25 protein-coding genes and 1 tRNA gene are annotated in these 24,315 nt (G+C 32.4%); 13 read left to right on the forward strand and 13 right to left on the reverse strand.

Annotation, left to right across the window (positions count from 1 at the left end):
• Positions 1-54 precede the first annotated feature (54 nt).
• From B3J26_RS09200 to B3J26_RS09220, 5 genes are all read right to left on the reverse strand, one after another.
• Positions 55-2,139, reverse strand: coding sequence for a flotillin family protein (locus tag B3J26_RS09200; protein WP_114997783.1), 2,085 nt, complete (start codon positions 2,137-2,139; stop codon positions 55-57).
• A 99-nt stretch (positions 2,140-2,238) separates the two neighbouring features.
• Positions 2,239-2,931 (reverse strand): OB-fold-containig protein, encoded by a 693-nt coding sequence (locus B3J26_RS09205; protein WP_114997780.1) that lies wholly within the window; start codon positions 2,929-2,931, stop codon positions 2,239-2,241.
• Between the two features lie 18 nt (positions 2,932-2,949).
• Entirely contained in the window at positions 2,950-3,144 is a 195-nt protein-coding gene (locus B3J26_RS09210; protein WP_038332555.1) for a DUF4177 domain-containing protein, read from the reverse strand.
• 69 nt (positions 3,145-3,213) lie between these two features.
• A complete protein-coding gene (locus B3J26_RS09215; protein WP_180905237.1) occupies positions 3,214-3,918 on the reverse strand; it encodes a PspA/IM30 family protein in 705 nt (234 codons plus the stop codon).
• A 12-nt stretch (positions 3,919-3,930) separates the two neighbouring features.
• Positions 3,931-4,323, reverse strand: a complete 393-nt coding sequence (locus tag B3J26_RS09220; protein WP_038332747.1) for a hypothetical protein — start codon at positions 4,321-4,323, stop codon at positions 3,931-3,933.
• Between the two features lie 93 nt (positions 4,324-4,416).
• Between B3J26_RS09220 and B3J26_RS09225 the strand changes: the two genes are divergently transcribed.
• Entirely contained in the window at positions 4,417-5,076 is a 660-nt protein-coding gene (locus B3J26_RS09225; RefSeq protein ID WP_038332559.1) for a helix-turn-helix domain-containing protein, read from the forward strand.
• Positions 5,077-5,106: 30 nt separating this feature from the next.
• Here the strand turns inward: B3J26_RS09225 and B3J26_RS09230 are convergent, their stop codons facing one another.
• Together B3J26_RS09230 and B3J26_RS09235 are read right to left on the reverse strand one after the other, a co-directional pair.
• Complete coding sequence (locus tag B3J26_RS09230) at positions 5,107-5,673, reverse strand: hypothetical protein (RefSeq protein ID WP_038332561.1); 567 nt, start codon at positions 5,671-5,673, stop codon at positions 5,107-5,109.
• Positions 5,674-5,683: 10 nt separating this feature from the next.
• Positions 5,684-6,892: an acyltransferase family protein gene (locus B3J26_RS09235; protein WP_180905236.1), complete on the reverse strand. Its 1,209-nt coding sequence runs from the start codon at positions 6,890-6,892 to the stop codon at positions 5,684-5,686.
• Between the two features lie 108 nt (positions 6,893-7,000).
• On the opposite strand from B3J26_RS09235, the gene aspA reads away from it, so the two are divergent.
• Positions 7,001-8,398, forward strand: a complete 1,398-nt coding sequence (gene aspA, locus B3J26_RS09240) for an aspartate ammonia-lyase (RefSeq protein ID WP_291074296.1) — start codon at positions 7,001-7,003, stop codon at positions 8,396-8,398.
• Between the two features lie 70 nt (positions 8,399-8,468).
• On the opposite strand, the gene B3J26_RS09245 is transcribed toward aspA, so the two are convergent.
• Positions 8,469-9,611: a DEAD/DEAH box helicase gene (locus B3J26_RS09245; RefSeq protein WP_286475726.1), complete on the reverse strand. Its 1,143-nt coding sequence runs from the start codon at positions 9,609-9,611 to the stop codon at positions 8,469-8,471.
• A 243-nt stretch (positions 9,612-9,854) separates the two neighbouring features.
• Between B3J26_RS09245 and B3J26_RS09250 the strand changes: the two genes are divergently transcribed.
• Positions 9,855-11,030, forward strand: a complete 1,176-nt coding sequence (locus B3J26_RS09250) for a trans-sulfuration enzyme family protein (protein ID WP_291074267.1) — start codon at positions 9,855-9,857, stop codon at positions 11,028-11,030.
• Positions 11,031-11,119: 89 nt separating this feature from the next.
• Entirely contained in the window at positions 11,120-11,629 is a 510-nt protein-coding gene (locus B3J26_RS09255; protein ID WP_286475725.1) for a hypothetical protein, read from the forward strand.
• A 38-nt stretch (positions 11,630-11,667) separates the two neighbouring features.
• On the opposite strand, the gene B3J26_RS09260 is transcribed toward B3J26_RS09255, so the two are convergent.
• Positions 11,668-12,684 carry a threonine aldolase family protein gene (locus B3J26_RS09260; protein WP_280036984.1) on the reverse strand — a complete coding sequence of 339 codons (1,017 nt, stop codon included), beginning with the start codon at positions 12,682-12,684 and terminating at the stop codon, positions 11,668-11,670.
• Between the two features lie 94 nt (positions 12,685-12,778).
• Between B3J26_RS09260 and B3J26_RS09265 the strand changes: the two genes are divergently transcribed.
• The 3 genes from B3J26_RS09265 (at position 12,779) to B3J26_RS09275 (ending at position 15,220) form a co-directional block, all read left to right on the forward strand.
• Positions 12,779-13,450: a response regulator transcription factor gene (locus B3J26_RS09265; RefSeq protein WP_114997751.1), complete on the forward strand. Its 672-nt coding sequence runs from the start codon at positions 12,779-12,781 to the stop codon at positions 13,448-13,450.
• Between the two features lies 1 nt (position 13,451).
• Positions 13,452-14,726, forward strand: coding sequence for a sensor histidine kinase (locus B3J26_RS09270; protein WP_221854498.1), 1,275 nt, complete (start codon positions 13,452-13,454; stop codon positions 14,724-14,726).
• A 65-nt stretch (positions 14,727-14,791) separates the two neighbouring features.
• A complete protein-coding gene (locus B3J26_RS09275; RefSeq protein ID WP_114997745.1) occupies positions 14,792-15,220 on the forward strand; it encodes a PepSY-like domain-containing protein in 429 nt (142 codons plus the stop codon).
• Positions 15,221-15,268: 48 nt separating this feature from the next.
• On the opposite strand, the gene B3J26_RS09280 is transcribed toward B3J26_RS09275, so the two are convergent.
• Positions 15,269-15,916, reverse strand: coding sequence for a protein-L-isoaspartate(D-aspartate) O-methyltransferase (locus tag B3J26_RS09280; protein ID WP_038332579.1), 648 nt, complete (start codon positions 15,914-15,916; stop codon positions 15,269-15,271).
• 71 nt (positions 15,917-15,987) lie between these two features.
• Between B3J26_RS09280 and B3J26_RS09285 the strand changes: the two genes are divergently transcribed.
• Complete coding sequence (locus tag B3J26_RS09285; RefSeq protein ID WP_114997742.1) at positions 15,988-16,992, forward strand: Gfo/Idh/MocA family protein; 1,005 nt, start codon at positions 15,988-15,990, stop codon at positions 16,990-16,992.
• A gap of 198 nt (positions 16,993-17,190) precedes the next feature.
• Positions 17,191-18,081, forward strand: coding sequence for a 3-hydroxyacyl-CoA dehydrogenase family protein (locus B3J26_RS09290; RefSeq protein WP_114997739.1), 891 nt, complete (start codon positions 17,191-17,193; stop codon positions 18,079-18,081).
• 76 nt (positions 18,082-18,157) lie between these two features.
• On the opposite strand, the gene tpx is transcribed toward B3J26_RS09290, so the two are convergent.
• Positions 18,158-18,658 carry a thiol peroxidase gene (gene tpx, locus B3J26_RS09295; RefSeq protein WP_114997736.1) on the reverse strand — a complete coding sequence of 167 codons (501 nt, stop codon included), beginning with the start codon at positions 18,656-18,658 and terminating at the stop codon, positions 18,158-18,160.
• Between the two features lie 112 nt (positions 18,659-18,770).
• Between tpx and B3J26_RS09300 the strand changes: the two genes are divergently transcribed.
• The 3 genes from B3J26_RS09300 (at position 18,771) to B3J26_RS09310 (ending at position 21,430) form a co-directional block, all read left to right on the forward strand.
• Positions 18,771-19,952, forward strand: a complete 1,182-nt coding sequence (locus B3J26_RS09300) for a pyridoxal phosphate-dependent aminotransferase (protein ID WP_219034881.1) — start codon at positions 18,771-18,773, stop codon at positions 19,950-19,952.
• A 203-nt stretch (positions 19,953-20,155) separates the two neighbouring features.
• A tRNA-Met gene (locus tag B3J26_RS09305) sits at positions 20,156-20,229 on the forward strand.
• Between the two features lie 148 nt (positions 20,230-20,377).
• Positions 20,378-21,430, forward strand: a complete 1,053-nt coding sequence (locus tag B3J26_RS09310) for an NAD(P)/FAD-dependent oxidoreductase (RefSeq protein WP_115001902.1) — start codon at positions 20,378-20,380, stop codon at positions 21,428-21,430.
• Between the two features lie 61 nt (positions 21,431-21,491).
• Here B3J26_RS09310 and B3J26_RS09315 read toward each other — a convergent pair whose 3' ends face one another.
• The gene (locus B3J26_RS09315) at positions 21,492-22,814 is read right to left on the reverse strand and encodes a DUF5723 family protein (RefSeq protein ID WP_349679514.1); all 1,323 of its coding nucleotides are present in this window, start codon (positions 22,812-22,814) and stop codon (positions 21,492-21,494) included.
• Positions 22,815-23,047: 233 nt separating this feature from the next.
• Complete coding sequence (locus tag B3J26_RS09320) at positions 23,048-23,839, reverse strand: TIGR00266 family protein (protein ID WP_038332593.1); 792 nt, start codon at positions 23,837-23,839, stop codon at positions 23,048-23,050.
• A gap of 142 nt (positions 23,840-23,981) precedes the next feature.
• Here B3J26_RS09320 and B3J26_RS09325 point away from each other — a divergent pair, with 142 nt between their 5' ends.
• On the forward strand, positions 23,982-24,314 hold the full coding sequence (locus B3J26_RS09325; protein ID WP_180905218.1) for a 2Fe-2S iron-sulfur cluster-binding protein: 333 nt from the start codon (positions 23,982-23,984) through the stop codon (positions 24,312-24,314).
• The last annotated feature ends 1 nt before the right edge of the window (position 24,315 follow it).

A 24,315-nucleotide genomic window follows, 5' to 3' on the forward strand; every position in this document is an offset into this window, starting at 1 on the left:
GATAAGAGCGATTGAAACGATAAGATTTCAATCACTCTATTGTTGTTTAATGGATTAACCTATTTTTTTATTTGAAACACCTAACTGATTCGCAATTCCGAAAAGAGAATTGATAAATCCTGTGTCTTCGCTGTTTCCAGAAGCCGAAGCAGCTTGCTGTAATTTAATTAATGCCGCAGTAATTGTTAAGTTTTTGATATCGTTTGACGAAATACCATATTTATCGGCAAGACTTCTTACTTTTCCAGCTAAATCGCTTCCGCCATCTTCGTCAATCAATGCATTTTTGATGTCTGTTGCATGTTTAGAATTGTCGATTAAATGATCAAAACCTTTTGCATTCGAAACTTGTTTGACAATATTTTCGAAGAACATCGTTTCTCCACCAACAATGTCAATTTTCGCTGATTTCAATGCAGTTGATAACACCTCAGCTTGCGCTCCAGCAATATCTTTTTGAATGTTGATTTGAGCCAATTCGATATCTTTTTCTTTTTGTAATTGAAGTTTGAACTCTTCGTGCTCTTTTCCAACACCGTCCAATTTCTTCATAGCTTCTGCTTTTTCTTCGATTCCTTTCGCTTCTGCCAACGCTTTTTCACGTACAACTTCTGCTTGTGCTAAACCTTCTTTACGCAATGCTTCCGCTTTTTTCTCGATTACAGACGCTTCTACAGTTCCTTGTTTTTCTTCCGCTTCTGCTTTAGCAACCATTACTTCTGCTTCCGATAAACCAATTGCAGCTTCTTCTTTCGCTTGTGCTTCTGCAATAATTTTACGAGCTTCCGCTTCTTTTGCAGATGCCTCTTTTTTCGCCTCCGCATCAATTAATAACTCTTGCGCTTTGCGTTCTGCAACTTGTTTTTGTGCATCGGCTTCGATAACTTGACGAGCAGCTTCTTGTTCTGCTGCAATTTTAGATGCTTCCGCAGCTTTTACAGTTTCGATTAAACGCTCTTCCGCTTCTTGCGATGCAGCAATAATTCCGGCTTGTTTCTGACGCTCAACTTCTCTATAAACTTCAACGTCTTTCACGCCTTGTTGCTCTTCAATCACGCCTTTTTCTAAAAGAACACGTTCTTTGATAACGCCTTGAATATTTTTTTTCTCCACCTCGATTGATCTTTCTTTATCAATCTGAGCTAAAGTCACAATTCGTTCACGTTCTGTTTGCTCCAAAGCGCGATCTTTTTCAACGCGTTCAGTTTCGATAGCATCAGTACGAACTTTATTTTTTTCTGCGATAATAATTTGACGCAATTTATTTTCTTCTTGAACTGCTAATTGCTCTTCTGTTGTAATACGAACAGATTCAGCTTTTAGACGTTCTTCTTCACGAACTTTTGCAATTTCTGCTTCTTCACGTGCTTTTATATTTTCGATTTCTCTGCGTTGACGCTCTTCTTTTTCGGCTAATTGACGCTCTAATTCTAAGATTGCTTCACGTGCTTCAACGTTTTGTTTTTTGATTACTTTTTCTTCTTCACGACGAATTAAATTGGCGTTCATATTTTGTTGAGCCGTTAATTCAGTGATTTTTTTGATTCCTTCAGAATCTAAAATATTGTCTGGACTTAAAAATTGTAATTCAGTTTGTTCTAAATAATCAATTGCACAGTCATCTAAAATATATCCATTCAAATCTGTTCCGATAATATTTAAAATTTCATCTCTAAATTCACGTCTTGCTTCGTATAATTCGATAAAATCGAATTTTTTACCAACTGTTTTTAAGGCTTCTGAGAATTTTGCTTCAAAAATACTTTTTAATGTTTCTGGTTCTGATGCACGTTCTGTTCCTAAGTTTTGTGCAACATTGATTACATCATTCACCGATTTATTAACTCGAACAAAAAATGCAACTTTGATATCTGCACGAATGTTGTCTTTACAAATTAATCCATCATGTTGTTGACGCGCAATGTCAATTTTTTTGATCGAAATGTCCATAATTTCCATTTTATGGAAAACAGGAATTACATACATTCCTTTGTTGAATGCTACTTGCGAACCTCCAACACCAGTACGAACGATGGCTTTTCCTTGCGGAACTTTTTTATAGAAAACGCTTAAAACGACGATGAAAGCAATAAAGATGAAAACGATGACACCAACTGCTAAAAGAATAAAATTTGTCATGAGATTTTTATTATATTTTGATTGATTTAGTTAATAATTAAGGTTAAAATATCTTCGATAATAAACGAAGTAAGTTGAAATAATAGTATCATAATTAGGTTAAATATTGTTTAAAGTAATGTGTTTGATGACGAAATAATAATGATTTGACGGCGATTCGTCAGTAATAATAATGGTGTCACCAAAATTAATTTCTTCGCCATTTTGACTTTTGATGTTAAGCGTAATAATATCTTTCTCGATTTGAAATTCAGCAGAACCTATTTTATCACCAGTGATTTTAGACTTCGATTTTCCGACTCTTCCAATAAAATCTGTTTCGTCTTCTCCGTGATAGCCTAATTCTGCATAAACTCTTACGAGTGGTTTTGTAATCCAATGCATCATAAAATAAGCGATGATGAAAACTGGAATTAAAACTAAAACAGAATACAATCCTAACTTGCTTAATCCAAAAACAATCGAAGAAATAATGGTAATCACCCAACTGATAAATTTGAACAAGGTAATAATTACCATTAACGGAACTTTACCAACATTGATAAATTCTAAACATTTTGCCCAAAAACCTGGCTCGTGATGCACGTCAGCATCAGCATCGTGATCGGCGTCAATTTCGTGGTGCGCATCAACATCATTGATGTCTCCGATATGAAAATCTGAATCAGTTCCAAGGTCAATTCCGTCACCAGCCAACAATTGAAACACCCAATAGACGAGAGAAAATCCCATCAGAATGGTCATAATTCCATTGGCCAATGGATTGAAAAGAAGGTTTAAAATTTCGCTCATTAGCGTTGATTTTTAGTGTTAAAGTTGTCTTTTAAAGGTAAAATAAATTCTGTAAGTTATTCCATTATTTGACAATGGAGTAGAGGAGGTTAATTCCCAGCCTTCTGCTCCGTATTGATTCAATAATTTATCTAAATATTCTTGGTCGATAGAGACTTTGAAAATTCCTTGTTCAGCTTTTATTTCGATTGTTTTGTATTCAAATTTTGGCATATAGTTTCAAAATTAAAAATGATTAAGTTCTATTATTTTAAAGAAATAAAACTCACTATAAAAAGTGATTTATTCTTGATTTTTCGATAGAATTTTTAGCTTCAAAGCTTCTAATTCATTTTGAATCAAATCTCCTTTCAAGGTTTCATTAATTTCATCATCAGCTGTTTTCGAATTATCCGCCAAACTTCCGTAAGCTTGCGCAAGCGCTTCGTCTTCTTCTACTTTGGCTTTCATGCGTTCTAACATGCTAATTGTGCTATTTGCATCAATTTTTGCCATTTGTTTGTTTACCTGTTTTGTCGCATCAGCAACTTTTACACGCGCTTTTAACGTTGTCAATTCATTTTCCCATTTATTAATGTTGAATTTTAGAACTTCGACATTTTTATGGACTTCATTTGCAGATTTTTCATGAATAATTACTTGATTTTCTAATTCAGTAATTTCTTCTAACAATTGCTTCTTTAAGCCCAAAGCTTCTTTCGCTAAACTTTCGGCTTGTTCAACTGTAATTTCACTTCGCCCAGCTTTTTCTAACAAAAGAATTGCTTTTCGTTCGTAATCTGCCGCTTCTTCTTTCTTTTTGTCTACGCTATTTTGCGAACGAATTGCCATCGCTTTTACTTTTGCATAAGCTTCTAATGATTGATTAAGATCGTCGCGCATTTCGCGAATTCCTTGTTCAGTCATTTTAATTGGGTCTTCCATTTTTTCGACAACCGAATGTATTTCTGCTTGTCCAATTCTAAAAATACGTTTGAAAATATTCATAGTGATATTGTTTTATTGTTTAGAAAATTCGATTAATTGAGCAGAATATTCGCTCATCAATAAACTCAAAGAGTTTAACGTTGCTTCAAATTCGTTTTGATCAAGATTCGCAATTTGAAGTGTGTAACGATAAATAACTTTGTTTCCGTCTTCTGTTATTGCAAAAGCACCATGAATGATATCGCGATTTTTCATCAACAACGCTTTTAGCATTTCCAGATTATCATTTGTAATTGTAAATAAATACAACTCGAAAATGATGACAGGTGGTGCAATTCCTACAATCAGATTTTGAACACCATCCAATAAATTTTCAATCATAAAAACACCTTCTTTTTCGTCTTTGTAACTGATGGTGTAATTGATGTTTTGAATAAAATTTTCAATCTTCGAAAAATAATTCATTTTGTTGTTATTCGTGTTTTTTGTAATTTGTTTCCATAAAATTAAACAACTTGCTAAAATAATTAGCAATTAAAAATGTTAAAATTTTAAATAATGACAAAAATAGGTGAAAATATAAAAAAATTAAGACAGGTTAAGAACTTAACTCAACAGGCTTTTGCTGACTTATTTGAAGTTAGTAGAGGAAATATTTCATCTTATGAAGAAAAACGTGCAGAACCAAAAATTGAAACAATTTCTCAAATTGCTAAATATTTTAGCATTCCGATAAGTCATTTAATCGAAAAAAACTTAACAGTTAACGAAATATTACACTTTGATAACTATTTCGAGGAAGCTGATATGTTGCGAAATGTTAAAAATTTGAGCGCGATTCCTTTTTTATCTCGAGAAGTTATCCAAGCAAAAAAAGAGTTGTTTTCGAACTTAGAAAATTATCCTTCAATCTATTTTCCAATTTATAATTCACATCAATTTATTGCGTTAGAATATTCTTCGAGTATCGCTTCTCCTATTGATTTTACAGAAGAAGAATCGTCTATTTTATTTTTTGAGCATTTGGAAGTGGAAAATTTACATTTGGTCAATGATAAATTTGGTTTGTATTTGAATGATGATGAAATTTTTGTTGGAAAGTTTATTCAACACGAAAATCAATTGATTTTGGAATTAAACCAATGGAAACAAATCATTTTTGATGTTGAGAATATTCAACATTTTTATCAGTTTTATGCGGTTTATAAGAAAGTTTAGCTAGAATATACGATTGATTGTGGTTTGTTTTTATTTTGTTTTTAAAGTAACTAATCGCATTTTAAAATCAATAAAATCTACTGTTTTATTTCCATCTTGGTCATAAGATATAAGAGTCTCACCAGCTTGTTGATACTTATAATTTTTAGGCAATCCGAACTTTTGAATTAAATTATCGTATTTTAAATATTCTTTCGGTCTGGAATTATAAAAAGTCAATGCAGATTTAATGTCATATAATAAGGTATCTGAAATTTCGTGTAATTGTCCATTTTTAAAAATTAATCGTTCTTCATAGAGGCACGAACAGTATTTGTCCTTTCCAACGGAAAAGCTAAAATCACTTGGACAATCATTGATTTCTTTAGAAGATTTTAATTTTTTCAAACGATTAATAATTGAATTAAATTCGTTCTCATTAATTAAAACAATTTCAGAATCTTTATTATAATACCCATTGTTTTCTTGACATTCAGGAGGAATATTATAATCTACGTAATTAGGAGGAAAAGACGCAATAATATCATTGATTTCTTTTTGTTCATTGCAAGAGAAAAAATAGAAAAGACTTAATAATCCAATAATAAAATACTTCATAATTAAGATTTTAAACTTTAATATAAATCTTCTTTTTATCTAATAAATAAGCTAACCACCAAAAGAAGGCTAAGAAAATTAGCGAATAAACAAATGAACCAATTTCTGGAATTCCAGGAATCTTTGCGCAAATGTTTTCGTAAAACCAACCCAATGGTGAAATGAATTTGACTTCTCCTTTGTCGTTTAAACCAGCTTCAATTCTGATTAAACCTAATAATCGAGGTAATAATCCACTCAAAACAAAGATAAATAAAGGATTTTTTCCGAAAACATCAAAGAATTTCATGAAACCATTTTTGATTCCTAAAATTTCGATGAACCAAATCATTGCGCCAATTGTCAAAATTGCTAAACCAGTTGTGTTGAAAACATAAGAGCTGCTCCAAATCTTTTTATTGTACGGAAAGTCCCATTGCCAAATGTAACCAATTGTCAACGCAATTGTTCCTAAAACAAATAAACCAGCTAACATTTTATATTGCGGATTGTCTGTTTTTGGTAACGGACGATTCAACCAATTGATATTTCCTTGTTTCTGAATATAGTCACCAACCAAATACCCAAATAAAACTTGTGGAATGGTAGAAATTGTACTGAAAATTCCTTCTGGATCAAACGGAACACCTTCTCCTTTGTAAATATGCGCTAAACCAAGCAATTGATTATCGATTTTAGTTCCGATAAAACCTTCTAACGAATAAGGATCAGAAGTTCCAAGTCCGAAAGTTAAAACCCAATAAAGTAGAAGAATCGCACAACTTATCAATAAAACTTGTTTTTGTTTAAAATAAAAAGCAATAACCGAAGCGAAAAAATAAGCAATTGCAATTCGTTGTAAAACGCCCATAATTCGGATTCCGCTTTCTTCTGAATCTTTCCATGCTTTGAAAATTAGTTCATTATTATCCCACTTGAAAAATGGCCACCAATTGATGAATAATCCAATTCCGAAAATTAAAATTGTTCGTTTTATTACTTTTTGCCAAAAAATCTGTTGAGGCTGTTGTTGCAATTTCGGAATCACAAAAGCCATCGCATTTCCTACAGCAAACAAAAAGAATGGAAAAACCAAATCTGTTGGTGTGCATCCGTGCCAATCTGCATGTTCCAAAGGATCAAACATAGCTGACCAGTTTCCTGGATTATTTACCAAAATCATCAACGCAACAGTTGCGCCACGAAAAACGTCTAATGAATAATAACGAGCTGCTTTCATCTCTTTTGTGTTAATGTTTTAAAGATATAGATTTTTTGAATTTTTTGACAAAATGCTTTTCAAAAAGATACTAGATTATTCCTTACCTTTAATTGTCAATAACAAACAATAAATAAAATGAGAACGGAGTCTGATTTATTAGGAGAATTACAAATTCCTGAAACGGCTTATTATGGTGTGCAAACGCAACGCGCCATTAATAATTTCAAAATTTCCAATAATTATTTGTCGCATTATCCCGAATTTGTAAAGGCGCTTGGTGTTGTGAAATTAGGGGCTGCACAAGCTAATCATGAATTAGGAATTTTATCGAAAGAATTATTTGATGCGATTTCTTTTGCTTCAAATGAATTAATTGCTGGTAAATATACAGAGCAATTTCCGATCGATATGATACAAGGTGGTGCAGGAACTTCTACAAATATGAACGCCAATGAAGTGATTGCAAATATTGCTTTGGAGCATTTAGGAAAACAAAAAGGTGAGTATCAATTTTGTTCGCCAAATGATCATGTCAACCTTTCGCAATCTACGAATGATGCGTATCCATCTGCCTTGAAATTAGCATTATTTAATATGAATAAGCCTTTGATTGATGCATTAACTTCGTTGTATGAAGCGTTTGATAAAAAAGGAAAACAATTTGGTAATGTTATAAAAATGGGACGTACGCAATTGCAAGATGCGGTTCCAATGACGCTTGGTCAAGAGTTTGAAGGTTTTTCGAATACATTACATAAAGAAGTTGATAATTTAAACCGAATTGCTGCCGAATTATTAGTAATTAATATGGGTGCAACTGCAATTGGAACTGGATTGAATGCTGTTCCAGGTTATGCACAATTGTGTACAACTAAAATAGCTGAAATCATGAATGAAGATGTTTCGTTGGCTGATAATTTAGTTGAAGCAACTTCGGATACAAGCTCGTTTGTGGATTATTCATCAGCTTTGAAACGTCTTTGTGTGAAGTTGTCGAAAATTTGTAATGATTTACGTTTGTTAACATCTGGTCCGAGAACAGGTTTGTTCGAGATTAATTTACCTCCAAAACAACCAGGATCTTCGATTATGCCAGGGAAAGTAAATCCAGTAATTCCAGAAGTAGTGAATCAAGTTTGTTTTAAAGTGATTGGAAATGATTTATCAATAACAATGGCTGCCGAAGCTGGTCAATTACAATTAAATGTGATGGAGCCGATTATTGGTTTTTCGATTATGGAATCGATTCAATATTTAACAAATGCGATGAATACGCTACGTGTTGAATGTGTGGATGGAATTACAGCAAACGCAGAACATTTGAAAAATGAAGTACAAAATAGTATTGGAATTGTTACAGCTTTAAATCCTTACATTGGTTACAAAGCAAGTACAAAAATTGCGAAAGAAGCTTTAGAAACAGGAGGAGGTGTATATCAATTGGTCTTAGATCACGGTTTATTGTCGAAAGAACGTTTGGACGAAATCCTTGATCCTAAAAATATGCTTGGTCCACATATATAGAAGTAAAAAATTAGAAATACGAAGTTAGAGTTGTTGAGTTTCTAACTTCGTAATTCGAGTTTCGTATTTCTTAGAATCCGTGTAAATTCACATCATCAGTTGGAAGTAAATCAACTTTTTTACCCATTTTTTTCTGAATGATTTTGAAATGATGTAAATCTTCTTCCGTAATCAAACTAATTGCTTTTCCATTTGCATTTGCACGACCTGTACGCCCAATTCGGTGTACATAATCTAAAGGTGAACGAGGTAATTCATAATTAATAACAGTTGGTAAACCTTCGATATGAATTCCGCGTCCAATCAAATCAGTTGCAACCAAAACTTTAATATCACCTAGTTTAAAATCTTCCAAATTATCCATTCTAGCGCCTTGGGATTTTTTACTGTGAATCGCCATTGCAGAGATTTTATTCTTTTTTAATTTTTCTACTAAATTATCTGCAGTTCGTGTCGAAGAAACAAAAACCAAAACTTGTTCTAAGTTTTCAGATTTAATTAAATATCTTAAAAAAGGACCTTTTGTTTCGGCATCAACTTTATAAGCAACTTGTTCGATTTGTTCCAAATCAATTTCTTGTTTTTTGATTTCAACAACAATTGGATCAATACTTAATGTAGATTTTATTTCATCAATTTTATCATTCAAAGTCGCAGAAAAAAGAATCGATTGTTTCTTTTTCGGAACACTTTTCAAAATTCGGTTCATTTCATCTCCAAATCCTAATTGGAACATTTTGTCTGCTTCGTCAATCACCAAATATTGCAATTGATCCAATGATAACGCATTATGATCCATTAAATCCAATAAACGACCAGGAGTTGCAATCAAAATTTCTGTTCCATACAAATTTTTCATCTGTGGATTAATCGAAGTTCCTCCATACACCGCTTGCGTTTGTACCTCACGGCGTAAAGCAGTTCGCAATCCTGCAAAAGTTTGTTCAATCTGAACTGCTAGTTCACGTGTTGGAACTAAAATTAACGCTTTTATGTTACGAGATTTTTCGTACGATTGATGTTGAATTTTTTGTAGCAAAGGCGCAACAAAACACAAGGTTTTTCCAGAACCAGTTTTTGCAATTCCCATCACATCTTTTCCTTTTAAAATAGATGGAATTGTTTCGGTCTGAATTTCAAAAGGTTTTAAAAATCCAAGTTTTGTAATTGCTTTTGATAAATATGGTGATAATCCTAAATTTTCGAATGACATAAATTGATATAAGACTGCAAAGGTAGAGATTAAATTTGAATGATATTTTAGGAATAATTACTCGTTTAATCATTTTTAATCGTGATGAAAATGAAAGTTTTAAAATCGTTTCTGAAATATTTCTAAAAATCTTTTTAGAAACAGTCAAATTATCGAAACAACGATTGAAAACAGAAATAATTTCTGTTTAAAACTTTATTAAAAGCTTTTTGCTTAATAAAACTATCGTTAACTTTGATTCTTATGAAAAAAGATCAGTCTAAGATAATTCGTGAGCAAGCGCCAAGATCTGCTACTCGCGAGCATTCGGTTCCATTATATTTAACATCAAGTTTTATTTTTGATAGCGCAGAGCAAGGACGTGCAATTTTTGCAGAAGAAGAGCAAGGTATGGTTTATTCACGTTATGCAAATCCAAATACAACAGAGTTTATTAATCGCGTTTGTGCTTTGGAAAAAGCAGATGCAGGTTTAGCTTTTGCTTCGGGAATGGCTGCTGTTTTTGCATCTTTTGCTTCGTATATAAAAAGTGGAGATCATATTGTATCGAGTCGTGCAATTTTTGGTTCTACACATCAATTAATTACGCAATTATTTCCGCGTTGGGGCGTAACTTATACATATGTAGAAACGCCAAATATCGAGGATTGGGAAAAAGCAATTCAATCAAATACAAAAATTGTTTTCTTAGAATCGCCTTCAAATCCTGGATTAGAATTATTTGATTTAGAAGCTTTGGCAAAATTGAAAGAAAAACATCCGAATGTTATTTTTGCAATTGACAATTGTTTCGCAACGCCATATTTACAACAACCTTTGCAATTTGGATTTGATTTATCTATTCATTCTGCAACAAAATATATGGACGGACAAGGTCGAGTTTTGGGTGGAGTAGTTGTAGGAAAAGAAGAATTAATCAATGAAATGATGTTTTTTATTCGTCATACAGGTCCGGCGATGTCGGCTTTTAATGCGTGGACAATTTCTAAAAGTTTAGAAACGTTGCCACTTCGTATGGATCGTCATTGCGAAAATGCGTTGGCGTTGGCAGAAGCTTTGGAAAATCATGCTGAAATTGCAGATGTGAAATATCCATTTTTACCATCGCATCCGCAATATGAGTTGGCGAAAAAACAAATGAAAGGCGGGGGTGGAATCGTAACATTTGAAGTGAAAGGAGGAAAAGAACGTGCTTTCAGATTTATTGATGCATTAGAAATGATTTTATATACGTCTAATTTAGGGGATTCGAGATCGATTGCAACGCATCCAGCAACAACAACTCACGCAAAATTATCAGATGCAGAACGCGCAGATTTAGGAATTATGCCGGGTTCTATTCGTTTATCAGTCGGTTTGGAAGATAAAACAGATATTATCGAAGATATTTTGCAAGCATTAGAAAAAACTAAACTTTAATAAGTTGATTATTTGTTGATTATGTGTAATTATTAAAAATTTATTCATTTCAGCACGGACTTTGCTTATTCTAAACGAAAGTTTAGAATATGAAGAAGTTTTTAATTTTTGGTTTTGCGTTGTTTACAATGTCAAGTTATGCGCAAAATAGACCAAATGATGGAAATAATAGAAATGTCGATGTTTTAATTGAAAGATCTGATTATTACGGAATATCAAGTAGTCAAAAAAATAAAATAATTGCTTTAAAAAAACAAGCAAGTAAAGATTTCGAAAGAGTTGGAAGAGATCGTAATTTATCTGGTTACGAAAAAGGTAGAAGAAAAAGAGAGATTTCTTACAATTTACAACGTGATATTGATAAAATCTTAAACGATAATCAACGTTATAAATGGTCAAATTCTCATCGTGACGATTATTACAAAGACCGAATTGATGATCGATTAGAGCGTTTAGAAGACGAATACGAAAGAGATATCAAGCGAATAGAACGTAATTATTCTCACGATAAAAATTTGATGAAACGTAAAAAAGAAATCAGAAAAGCAGAATATAAACGCGCGAAAGAGCGTTTGAAAAATGTGAAAGATTATTATTAAAATAAAAGGATCCAATAATTTATGGATCCTTTTATTTTTTATATTGATTTGATAAAATTTTCTACTTGTTCCTCTGGTGTTGTCCAAGAAGTGACTAATCTAATTGCAGAATTTTGTTCATCAATTTTTTGCCAAATATAAAACTCAAAATCTTGTTGTAGTTTTTCGATAATTGAATTTGGTAAAATAGGGAAAATTTGATTGGAAGATGGTTCTGTCAAAAAGTTGTGACCTTTTGCTGAAATAGCATTTGCTAATTTTTCTCCCATTTGATTGGCGTGTTTTCCCATCTCGAAAAATAAATCATCTCGAAACATTTCCGAAAATTGAATTCCTATCAAACGTCCTTTCGCTAACATTCCGCCTTTTTGCTTAATATGATAACGAAAATCTTCGTCCAATTTTAAATTATTTATCACAATTGCTTCACCTAAAAGTGCACCATTTTTAGTTCCACCAATGTAAAAAACATCTGCAAAATTTGCCATATCTTCTAAGTTTAAATCACATTTAGAAGAAGTTAAAGCAGAAGCTAAACGTGCGCCATCAACAAAAAGGTATAAATTATTTTCTTGGCAAAAATGATAAAGCTTTTGCAATTCCTTTTTTGAATAAACACTTCCAACTTCCGTAGAATTAGAAATATAAACCAATTTTGGCTTTACCATATGCTCGTCCGTATGTGTGGCAAGAATAATCGAAATTTGCTCAGGAGTTATTTTTCCATTATCCGTCGCAATGGTATTTATTTTATGTCCTGTTGCTTCTATCGCGCCCGTTTCGTGAACGGCAATATGCCCGCTTTCGGCTGCAACTACAGATTCGTGTGGTTTTAGAATAGAAGAAATTACAATTAAATTGGCTTGTGTTCCACCAGAAACAAAATGAATTGCTGAATCTTTTTTCAGTCTTTTTTTGATGAACTCTCTTGCTTCATTGCAAAATTCGTCTTCGCCGTAACCAATTGTTTGTTCTAAATTTGTATCGATTAATCGTTGCAAAATTGCTGGGTGAGCGCCTTCGCTATAATCATTTTTAAAGCTATATTTTTTCAAAATTGAAATCTTAAATTTTGAGAATAAAAGTAGGAGTTTTCCTAATTCTTTCCTATTTTACTATCTATTTTTACCAATTATTTAAACTGAAGTTATGAAGATTTTAGTCGTAGAAGATGAAATAAAATTGCAAGAAACAATTGTTGAGTTTTTAGAAAAGGAAAAGATGATTGTCGAAACAGCAGATAATTATCAGCAAGCTTTGGATAAAATAATTTCGTTCGATTATGATTGCATTTTATTGGATATGATGTTACCAGACGGTGATGGAATGTCTTTGTTGAAGGAATTGAAGAATCTTCATAAAGAAACTTCGGTGATTATTTTGTCGGCGAAAGATTCGGTTGATGATAAAGTAGAAGGATTATTGATTGGCGCGGATGATTATTTAGCGAAACCATTTCATTTTGCTGAATTATTGGCTCGAATTAAAGTTGCTTTGCGCAAAAATCTACAAAAAGGAGAGGATGTTTTGAGTTATAAAAATATTCAAATTTTTCCCGAAGATCGTTTGGTAAAAGTAAATAATATCGAACTGAAATTAAACAGAAAGGAATATGATTTGCTGTATTATTTTATGTTGAGACCCGAACGTGTTTTTCAGAAAACAACTTTAGCAGAAAGTGTTTGGGGAGATCATATTGAGCTATCTGATAATTTAGATTTTATTTATTCGCAAATAAAAAATCTAAGAAAAAAAATGAAAGAAGCAAATTCTGAAGCCGATTTACAAGCGGTTTATGGGATTGGTTATAAGTTGATTTAACATGAAAATATCACTAAAAAATTATACATTTCGTTACCTCACATTTTGGTTGCTTATCGTTATTGCGATTTGGGCATTTCTTTTTCATTCCTTGATTTTGGATGAAGTTTATGACAATGTAGATGACGGATTAAAGAATCAAAAAATTGAAATTATTCGAGAAGCTTATCGCGATCCGAATTTATTAAATACAACCGAATTTGGATTAAGTCAATTCAAAATTTCCAAAGTTGATCCAAGTAAATATGATGAAAGAAATCACTTTTCGAATGAGTTGGTTTACATGGGATACGATGATGATATGGAACCTTATCGTATATTGAGAACTGGTTTTTATGACAAAGAAAATCATCCGTATTCATTAGAAATAAGAACCTCAACAGTCGAAGAAGATGAATTGATTTATGATTTATCGATTTCTTTGATTGCGTTGTATGTTTTTATTTTGATTAGTATTTTATTGATTAATCATTTTGGATTGAAAAAAGCCTTCAAACCTTTTGGGCAAATTATTTCTCAATTAAGAAAATATGAAGTAGGAAATAACGAAAAACCAAAACTTGTCGAAACGAATGTGAAAGAATTTTCTTATTTGCAAAAAGAAATTGAGCGAATGATTAATCGAAATGATGAGGTTTTTAATTCACAAAAATTGTTCATCGAAAATGCTTCCCACGAATTGCAAACACCTTTGACAATTGCGCTAAACAAACTTGATTTGCTAATAGAAAATTCAGATTTAAAAGAAAAAGAGGTGATGAGTTTGGTAGAAACCAAGCAAACACTTTGGCGAATGGTGAATCTTAATAAATCGTTGTTAATGTTATCTCGAATCGAGAATAATCAATACAAAAATAATGTTGAAGTTAATTTTACAGCTTTGACAAAAGATTTGATCGAAGATTATGAAGAAATTTTAGAAGCAGAAGAAATTAAATTAGAAACGAATTTTAAGGCAGATTTTATTCTTGATTTTAATATCGATTTAGCGCGAATTTTAATTTCAAATTTGATTCGAAATGCGATCAAACATAATAATGATGAGAAAATTATTAAGATAGAAAGTGATTCAAATCAATTTATAATTTCGAATACAGGGAAAAACGCAACATTGGATTCGAATCTTATTTTTAGTCGTTTTTATAAACAAGGAACAAGTGATGGAAATAATGGCTTGGGGCTTTCGATTGTGGACACGATTATCAAAAATCAACAAAATTTGACGTTACGTTACAATTATGAGTTTCCTTTTCATCAATTTATTTTGAAAAAATAAATTATTCCCAAATCTTTCCTAATTCACTTTGCAACTTTGTCTTAATAATTATAAAATCAAACAAAATGAAAAAGTTTTTAAGTGTTATCATGTTAAGTGCAACGTTGATTTCTTTTGCTCAAGATAAAGCAATAAAATATAACCAAGTTCCAAAAATGGGACAGCAATTTATCAACAAATATTTTGGTGTAAAACAAGTTGGTTCTGTGATGTTGGACGACGATTATTTTTCGAAAGAATATAAAGTGTATTTGGCAAATGGAACAAAAGTAGAATTTGATGGAGACGGAGCTTGGAAAGAAGTCGATGGAAAACGAAATGCTATTCCAACAGGATTTATTCCAGCTAAAATTTCGAATTATGTGAAAAGAAGTTTTCCGAATACTACAATAACAAAAATAGAAAGAGATCGAAAAGAAATTGAAGTGAAATTGAACAATGGACTTGAATTAAAATTTGATAAAAACGGGAATTTTAAGAAAATTGATGATTAATAAATAAAATAAAAAACTCCAACTAAACTTTAGTTGGAGTTTTTTATTCTATTTATCTCGACTTTCTAACATTGGCACAAATTTGAAATCACCAAATTCGTAATGTTCAAATTGATCTTCTGATAATCTCATAATGACAATCATTCGTTGCGATTGTTCACCAACTGGAATCACCATTATTCCTCCAATATTCAATTGTTTTTTTAATTCTTCTGGAATTTCTGGCGCACCAGCCGTTACAATAATTTTATCAAAAGGAGCAAAAGAAGGTAAACCTTTGTAACCATCTCCATACGTTTGATAACGTGGCTCGAAATTGATTTTTTTCAACATGATTTTCGAGAAATCAAACAAATCTTTTTGTCTTTCAATCGTAAAAACTTCAACACCCAAAGCAACCAAAACAGCAGTTTGATAACCAGAACCAGTTCCGATTTCTAAGACTTTTTCATTAGGCTGAATGTCTAATAATTGTGTCTGAAAAGCAACTGTAAACGGATGCGAAATCGTTTGTCCAGCAGCAATCGGAAAAGCTTCGTCGCGATATGCGAATTCCGTAAATGCGCTGTCTAAAAATAAATGTCGTGGCACTAAATTAATAGCTTCCAATACGTTTTCATCTTCAATTCCTTTCGAGCGCAACAAATCAACCAACATTTTGCGTCGTCCTCTGTGTTTAAAATCGTCTACAGACATATTCCAAAATTTTTACAAAAATGCATTAAATACAACTTATTCTCATTAATTTTAACGGCAAAATCTACCAAATGTTAAAAGTAGGAGTGATCGGTGCTGGGCACCTTGGAAAAATCCATTTAAAGTTATTAAATCAATCGGAAAGATACGAATTAATTGGCTTCTTTGATTCTTTTGAAGAAAATGGAAAAAAAGTTGAAGCTGAATTTGGGTATAAATATTTTAGTTCGATGGACGAATTAATTGATGCTGTTGATGTTGTCGATATTGTGACACCAACGTTATCACATTATGAAGTGGCATTGAAAGTGATCGAAAAAAATAAACATTTTTTCATCGAAAAACCAGTTACGCATACCTTAGAAGAGGCAGATCATTTGTTGAAATTGACAAATGAAAAAGGTTTGAAAGCGCAAGTTGGACACGTAGAGCGTTTTAATCCTGCATTTACAGCGGCTGCACCTTTTATCGAAGAACCATTGTTTATTGAAACGCATCGTTTGGCAGAATTTAATCCGCGCGGTACAGATGTTCCTGTAGTTTTAGATTTGATGATTCATGATTTAGATGTGATTTTATCGATTGTAAAATCAGAAATTAAATCAATTCATTCGTCTGGAGTTTCGGTAATTAGTGATACACCTGATATTGCAAATGCTCGAATTGAGTTTGAAAATGGTTGTGTGGTGAATGTTTCGACAAGTAGAATGTCAATGAAAAATATGCGAAAAATGCGTGTTTTTCAACGAAATGCGTATATTTCAATTGATTTCTTGACGAAAAAGACTGAAATTATTAAAATGCACAAAGCGCCAGAAAATCCAAGTGAATTTGCGATGATTTTGGAAAACGATAAAGGAGATCGTAGAGAAATTTGTTTTGAACATCCAGAAATTTTACCAAATAATGCAATTTTGGATGAATTAGAAAGCTTTGCAGATTCTATTGTGAATAATTCACCAATTAAAGTTTCGTTACAAGATGGACGAAATGCATTGAAAGTTGCATTGGAGATTATTGCTTATTTTGAAAAAGAACAGCAAGTCATCAAAAATCAAACAATCGAGAAAGAATAAATCGATGTTAGATTTTAGAAGTTCGAATTTCGCTAAACGCATGAATATGATGTGATTTTGAAACAAGTTCAGAATGACGAAAATTTGTCAAGCTGAATTCATTTCAGCTTCTCATTCTGAAAAATCAAATTTCGCAAAACTCATTTCGAACTTCGAATCTCGAAAAAAAATAAATAATAAAAACAAACATACAAAAAGATGAAAAACATTACAGTTATTGGAGCTGGAACGATGGGGAATGGAATTGCTCACGTTTTCGCACAATCAGGATTTGCAGTGAATTTGGTTGACGTTTCTCAAGATAGTTTGGAGCGTGGATTGAAAACAATCGCTGGAAATTTGGAGCGTATGATCGCCAAAGAAAAAATTACGGAAGCTGACAAAACAGCAACTTTAAATAATATTACAACATTTACAGATACTGCGGAAGCGGTAAAAAATGCGGATTTAGTTGTAGAAGCTGCAACAGAAAATTTAGATTTGAAATTGAAAATCTTCAAACAAATTGATGAAGCTGCGCCAGCAAATGCAATTTTAGCGTCTAATACTTCTTCTATTTCGATTACAAAAATTGCGTCTGTTACAAGTCGTCCAAAACAAGTGATTGGAATGCATTTCATGAATCCAGTTCCGATGATGAAATTGGTTGAAATTATTCGTGGTTACGATACAACAGACGAAGTAACGAAAGCGATTATGGAAATGTCAGAAAAATTAGGAAAAGTTCCAGTTGAAGTGAATGATTATCCAGGTTTTATCGCCAATCGTATTTTAATGCCAATGATTAACGAAGCAATTTATTCTTTATATGAAGGAGTTGCGGGCGTGAAAGAAATTGACGAAGTAATGAAATTAGGTATGGCTCATCCAATGGGACCATTACAATTAGCAGATTTTATCGGTTTAGACGTTTGTTTATCAATCTTAGAAGTGTTGTACGATGGTTTCAAAAATCCTAAATATGCACCTTGTCCATTGTTAGTTAACATGGTAACTGCTGGTAAAAAAGGAGTAAAATCTGGAGAAGGATTCTATGATTATTCAGAATCTAAAAAAGCAGAAAAATTAGCTGCTCAGTTTGCGAAGTAGTTTATCTTACACAAAATAGTCAAAACAAAAAGCGTTACTTTTCGGGTAACGCTTTTTATTTTGAAAACTATTTTGATTACTTAATTGCTGCTAAAGCATGTGTGTAATCAGGCTCTTGACCAATTTCAGGAACTTGTTCTGCATAAGCAACTTCTCCATTTGGATTAATTACTACAACTGCGCGAGATAATAATCCATTTAATGGTCCATCAACCATTTTAACACCATAAGCATTTGCGAATTCTTCATTTTTGAAATCAGATAAAGTGACTACATTATCCAAACCTTCGGCAGCACAAAAACGAGATAAAGCGAAAGGTAAATCTTTCGAAATACATAACACAACTGTATTTGCAGCAGAAGAAACTTCTTTGTTAAAAGTTCGTACAGATTGCGCACAAACACCAGTGTCAACACTTGGAAAAATATTTAAAACAACATTTTTTCCAGCATAATCAGCCAATGTTTTGTCGCTTAAATCTCCTGCTGTTAAAGCAAAAATCGGCGCTTTTTCACCAATTATAGGTAAATCTCCGCCTGTATGAATAGGATTTCCTTTGAATGTAATTTCAGCCATAATTTTTTATTTTATTCTTAGATTTTTAATGATTAAAAGTAACAAAATTCTACGGAGAAAAAAGTATCTTCGCAATAATAAATTGTTACATTACAAATAACACACAAATATTATGCAACTTTCAAAGCGTTTACAGAATTTGAAACCATCTGCAACTATTGCAATGTCTGCGAAAGCAAGAGAATTAAAATCACAAGGAATCGATGTGATTAGTTTAAGTATTGGAGAACCAGATTTCAATACACCAGATTTTATCAAGGAGGCAGCTAAAAAAGCTATCGACGAAAATTATTCAGGATATCCTCCAATTGCAGGGTATGCAGATTTGAAGGAAACAATTTGTAAGAAGTTTAAACGTGATAACAATATTGAATATACAGCAAATCAAGTTGTTGTTTCTACTGGAGCAAAACAATCTATTTATAATGTTTTACAAGCAATTGTAGACGAAGGAACTGAAGTAATTATTCCAACACCTTATTGGGTTTCTTATTCAGATATCGTAGAATTATCAGGAGGAACGCCAGTTTTTGTGGAAGGAACTTTAGAAGCTGATTTCAAAATTACACCAGCACAGTTAGAAGCTGCAATTACAGATAAAACGCGTGCTATTATTTATTCATCTCCTTGTAATCCGTCAGGATCAGTTTACACAAGAGAAGAATTGAAAGGTTTGGCTGAGGTTTTAGCAAAATATCCAGATGTGATTATTATTTCGGACGAAATTTATGAGCACATTGTTTACGGAGAAAAAAATGTTTCGATTGCATCTTTCCCAGAAGTTTATAATCAAACAGTAACTGTAAATGGTTTAGCAAAAGCTTTCGCAATGACAGGTTGGAGAATTGGTTTCATTGGAGCGCCAGCTTGGTTAGCAAAAGCATGCGAAACGTTACAAGGACAAGTGACTTCGGGAGCAACGTCTATCGCTCAACGAGCGGCAATTACGGCTTTAGAAGCAGATCCAAGCTCAGTTCAATACATGGTTGATGCGTTTGCAGAACGTCGTGAATTGATGTTAGGTTGGGCGAGAGAAATTCCAACATTCAAAGTTAACGAACCAAAAGGAGCTTTCTATTTATTCCCAGACGTTACGGCAACTTTCGGAAATACGTACAATGGTGTTACAATTAACAATGCAGATGATTTGGCTTTATATTTATTAGAACATGCTCAAGTTGCGGTTGTTTCTGGTTCGGCTTTCGGATCTAAAAATTGTATTCGTATCTCGTATGCGGCGTCTGTAGAGGAGTTAAAAGAAGCAATGACACGTATCAAAAATGCTTTAGCATAAGTAGAAAAGCAGATAAAATATCAAAATCCTCAAGTTTTGCTTGAGGATTTTTTTGTAGATGATATTTTCTTCAAAAAAATGTGATTTTAATTTTAATGAATTTCAATTGATTAGCCTATTTAAGCGACTTTTTATTGAAAATATTTCAAAAAAGATTTGTTTTAATCGAAAATAACCTCTTATATTTGCACCACTAAAAACAAGGCGAGGTAGCTCAGATGGTTAGAGCGCAGGATTCATAACCCTGAGGTCGGCAGTTCGATTCTGCTCTTCGCTACAAATTCAAAAGACAAATTCATTATTGAATTTGTCTTTTTTATTATCAATAAATATTATTAGACTTCTGATGATAATCATCGATTAATCCTTTCAAATTCATTAAATTTGCATTCAATTTAGTAACGTTCTAAATAAAATTCAAAAAAATGATTCAAACAGATATAGTTATAATCGGAGCTGGACCAACTGGTCTTTTTGCCGTTTTCGAAGCTGGTTTATTAAAAATGAGATGTCATATTATTGATGCACTTCCTCAACCAGGAGGGCAATTGACAGAATTGTATCCAAAAAAACCAATTTTTGATATTCCTGGTTATCCTTCTGTTGGTGCAGGTGAATTGATTGATAACTTAATGGAGCAAATCAAACAATTTGAGCCAGGTTTTACATTGAACGAACAAGCTGCAACAATCGATAAGCAAGAAGACGGAACTTTTATTGTAACAACAAATAAAGGAACGCAAGTGCAAGGAAAAGCGGTTGCGATTGCAGGTGGTCTTGGATCTTTTGAGCCTCGTAAGCCAATTATCGAAAACATCGAAGCGTATGAAGAAAACGGAGTGGAGTATTTTGTAAAAAATCCTGAACTGTTCCGTGATAAAAAAATCGTAATTGCTGGTGGTGGAGATTCTGCTTTGGATTGGTCGATTTTCTTGGCTGATGTGGCTGCGGAAGTTACGTTGGTACACAGAAGAAATGAGTTCCGTGGAGCGTTAGATTCTGTTGATAAAGTAATTGAATTGAAAAAAGCTGGAAAAATTAATTTGGTTACTCCAGCTGAAATTACTGGAATCAAAGGTGAAGGAAAAGTGGAAAGTTTGGTAATTGAAAAAGAAGGTGAAACTTTTGAACTTGAAACAGATTATTTTATTCCATTGTTTGGTCTTTCTCCAAAACTAGGTCCTATTGCAAATTGGGGATTGGAGATTGAGAAAAATGCAATCAAGGTAAATAATGCGTTAGATTATCAAACAAATATCGAAGGAATTTACGCGATTGGAGACGTAAATACTTATCCAGGAAAATTGAAATTGATTTTATGTGGTTTCCATGAAGCAACGTTAATGTGTCAGTCTGTTTACAATAGAATGAATCCTGGGAAAAAATTTGTCTTGAAATACACAACTGTTTCTGGTGTTGATGGTTTCGACGGGACAAGAAAAGAAGCCGAAAAAGCGGTTGTCAAAGCTATTGACTAATTTTAACAAAATAAATAGAAATATTTTTTAAATCTTTTACGTTTTGCGTAAAAGGTTTTTTTTATTCACATTCACAAGGTTCTCTACTTCGTCTTTTGGCTTCATTGTCCCAAAAAGGATAAAATTTTAATCCAAAATAAAAGTTTGCAGAAGTTAATTTTTTCTGTTTGAAAACGATTGGAATTGCATTATCACTGCCCAAAATCAGAGGGCCAATTCTTACATAACCACCAAACGTTACATTTTCATAATCATAGATAGAAAGGGAAGGTCCAATTCCAAATCCATCTTTTTGGATAGTATAAGACGTTTGTAGCACATTGATACGTTTCAAACTATTTTCAAAAACTGGAATTCGTTGCATCCAATTGAAATTTAAGTAATGATTTTCGATAATTTTTTTACTTAGATTAAGATGTAAACTGGTTGGTAAACCGATTGAAAAATTATTTCCCGTTTTAGATTTTGTCTCATCTCCATAAACTTCTTTGCTCAAAAGTCCTAAATATTGATCAACACTTTCAAATTCAACTCCATCTAAATTTGGATTATTACGAAGTTGAATTCTTTGTGAAGGATTGTAGAAATGATGGTTATCGCCTCTGAATTTCACTAATCCAACATCTAATAAATTTGCCGAAAATTTGAAATCATATAATTCATCATTCGCTCTTCTGTTCACAAAAGAAATTCCTAAATCTATTCCAACTCCATTTCCTCTATTTCGAAAAACATATTTATCTCGATCAAAATCATAATTGGTAGAATATCCTGCTTCTATATCATAATTTGAGGCATAAATATCTAGTTTGGAATGATCAAATGTACCTGATAAGCTTGGTTCTGCTTCTAATTTTATCGCGTTTTTACTTTTGATATATGCCCCATCTAAACCCAAAAGATATTTAATATTTGCACCAATAATTACTTCAGAAGTATTAGTTATGTACAAATTTGTTGCAACGTTTAAGCCTAATTCAGCCCAATTCATTGCATTTGTCTTTGTTGGTTCAAACGCATAATTTTTTGGTTCTATTTCATTTTGATTACTAAAACGAAAATAATTATCTAAATCTTTAATAGAACCTTGTGTACGAAGTCGGGTAAAAATTCCAAGACGATAAGTTTGATTATTAATTTTCTTTTTAAAAGAAACGGAAGGTCCCATAAGATCATTTTCCAAATGATAAGAAATCGTATTTTTAGTTGTGAAATCTATAATATTAGAATGCGTTTCACCTCTTATGCCAGCTTTTATATTTGCTGATTTTGTTTCACCTTTTATTAAGCCTAATACGTTTTGATCGGATATATAGACGTAATCATTTCTGAATAAAATATCCTCAGAAATAATATTTACATCCCATTTATTCGGATTAAATATGGAGTTGTCGGAGAAAAAACACTACCGTTAATCCCGCTATATTGATCATTACTAAAAGATAAAATATTTTGTCCAAAAGTAAATCCTGAACAAAAAATAACGGTTAATAGAAGTTTTTTCAAACGATGAAATTTTTATTAAAAATAAGAAAAATCAATCGAAATAAATTACGGTTTTACGTAGAGCTCAAAAAAAGAGTTTCAATTTGAAACTCTTTTTTATAAAATTAAATTTTAATCACCATCAATTAATCTTCCTAAACCTCCTAAAATAGATCCTTCGCCTTGAGAAGAACCACCTGCAGAAGGTGCATGAGCAATAATTCGATCAGCCAATCGACTAAAAGGTAAAGACTGAATATACACAACTCCTGGACCTCTCAAAGTTGCAAAGAAAACACCTTCTCCTCCGAAAAATGTATTTTTAATTCCGCCTATAAATTCGATATCGTAATGAACAGATTGTTCGAAACCAACAATACAACCTGTATCAACTTTTAAGACTTCGCCAGCTTGTAAAACTCGACGATGCAATGTTCCACCAGCATGAATGAAAGCCATTCCGTCGCCTTCTAATTTTTGCATAATGAAACCTTCTCCTCCAAAAAGTCCAGTTCCTAACTTTCGATTAAATTCAATTCCAACCGAAACTCCTTTAGCAGAACAAAGAAAAGCATCTTTTTGACAGATAAATTTCCCATTTACCTCTGGTAAATCAATCGGAACAATTTTTCCTGGATATGGTGCAGCAAAAGAAGCTTTCTTTTTTCCTTGTCCGTAATTCGTGTACGAAGTCATAAACAAACCTTCACCTGTTAACATTCGTTTTCCAGCATTTAATAATTTTCCGAAAATTCCACCACTTTGTTGAGAACCATCGCCAAAAATTGTTTCCATTTTTACGCCATCATCCATCATCATAAAACTACCTGCTTCTGCTACAACAGTTTCTTGTGGATCCAATTCAATTTCGACAAATTGCATTTCTTCGCCGTAAATTTTATAATCTATTTCGTGTGCATTCATTTTTTAATTTTTTCAATTAGTAGACAAAATTCGTGATTCGTAACAGTTCTTATTTAAAATTAGTATTAAATATAATCCAATGAGGCATATTCTTTTTTTGAAAGTAAACAATCCGTATTTTTGTGTAACTTGAAAAAGTATTATGGCAGATATTAAAATTACAATTATAGATAGAGAAGGTGTTTCGCACGAAGTTGACGCACCTACTGATATGAATATGAATATTATGGAGCTTGTGCGTGCATACGAATTAGCACCAGAAGGAACCATTGGTATTTGTGGTGGAATGGCAATGTGTGCCTCTTGTCAATGTTATGTATTGACACCAGAAATTCAATTACCAGAAATGACGCCTGATGAAGATGCAATGTTAGCAGAGGCATTTAATGTGAAAGATAATTCACGTTTAGGTTGTCAGTTACATCTTTCGGATGAAATGGATGGATTGGTTGTTGAATTAGCACCAGAATATTAAA

It is taken from the genome of Empedobacter sp. UBA5987 (genome assembly GCF_002429865.1).
GTDB classification, from domain to species: domain Bacteria; phylum Bacteroidota; class Bacteroidia; order Flavobacteriales; family Weeksellaceae; genus Empedobacter; species Empedobacter falsenii_B.

Coding starts and splice junctions, on each gene's coding strand:
- B3J26_RS09225 (WP_038332559.1), top strand. CDS start 4,417: ATGACAAAAATAGGTGAAAATATAAAAAAATTAAGACAGGTTAAGAAC.
- B3J26_RS09235 (WP_180905236.1), bottom strand. CDS start 6,892: ATGAAAGCAGCTCGTTATTATTCATTAGACGTTTTTCGTGGCGCAACT.
- B3J26_RS09245 (WP_286475726.1), bottom strand. CDS start 9,611: ATGTCATTCGAAAATTTAGGATTATCACCATATTTATCAAAAGCAATT.
- B3J26_RS09275 (WP_114997745.1), top strand. CDS start 14,792: ATGAAAAAGTTTTTAAGTGTTATCATGTTAAGTGCAACGTTGATTTCT.
- B3J26_RS09200 (WP_114997783.1), bottom strand. CDS start 2,139: ATGACAAATTTTATTCTTTTAGCAGTTGGTGTCATCGTTTTCATCTTT.
- B3J26_RS09265 (WP_114997751.1), top strand. CDS start 12,779: ATGAAGATTTTAGTCGTAGAAGATGAAATAAAATTGCAAGAAACAATT.
- B3J26_RS09320 (WP_038332593.1), bottom strand. CDS start 23,839: ATGAATGCACACGAAATAGATTATAAAATTTACGGCGAAGAAATGCAA.
- B3J26_RS09230 (WP_038332561.1), bottom strand. CDS start 5,673: ATGAAGTATTTTATTATTGGATTATTAAGTCTTTTCTATTTTTTCTCT.
- tpx (WP_114997736.1), bottom strand. CDS start 18,658: ATGGCTGAAATTACATTCAAAGGAAATCCTATTCATACAGGCGGAGAT.
- B3J26_RS09310 (WP_115001902.1), top strand. CDS start 20,378: ATGATTCAAACAGATATAGTTATAATCGGAGCTGGACCAACTGGTCTT.
- B3J26_RS09210 (WP_038332555.1), bottom strand. CDS start 3,144: ATGCCAAAATTTGAATACAAAACAATCGAAATAAAAGCTGAACAAGGA.
- B3J26_RS09220 (WP_038332747.1), bottom strand. CDS start 4,323: ATGAATTATTTTTCGAAGATTGAAAATTTTATTCAAAACATCAATTAC.
- B3J26_RS09255 (WP_286475725.1), top strand. CDS start 11,120: ATGAAGAAGTTTTTAATTTTTGGTTTTGCGTTGTTTACAATGTCAAGT.
- B3J26_RS09215 (WP_180905237.1), bottom strand. CDS start 3,918: ATGAATATTTTCAAACGTATTTTTAGAATTGGACAAGCAGAAATACAT.
- B3J26_RS09290 (WP_114997739.1), top strand. CDS start 17,191: ATGAAAAACATTACAGTTATTGGAGCTGGAACGATGGGGAATGGAATT.
- B3J26_RS09280 (WP_038332579.1), bottom strand. CDS start 15,916: ATGTCTGTAGACGATTTTAAACACAGAGGACGACGCAAAATGTTGGTT.
- B3J26_RS09270 (WP_221854498.1), top strand. CDS start 13,452: ATGAAAATATCACTAAAAAATTATACATTTCGTTACCTCACATTTTGG.
- B3J26_RS09285 (WP_114997742.1), top strand. CDS start 15,988: ATGTTAAAAGTAGGAGTGATCGGTGCTGGGCACCTTGGAAAAATCCAT.
- B3J26_RS09300 (WP_219034881.1), top strand. CDS start 18,771: ATGCAACTTTCAAAGCGTTTACAGAATTTGAAACCATCTGCAACTATT.
- B3J26_RS09325 (WP_180905218.1), top strand. CDS start 23,982: ATGGCAGATATTAAAATTACAATTATAGATAGAGAAGGTGTTTCGCAC.
- B3J26_RS09205 (WP_114997780.1), bottom strand. CDS start 2,931: ATGAGCGAAATTTTAAACCTTCTTTTCAATCCATTGGCCAATGGAATT.
- B3J26_RS09250 (WP_291074267.1), top strand. CDS start 9,855: ATGAAAAAAGATCAGTCTAAGATAATTCGTGAGCAAGCGCCAAGATCT.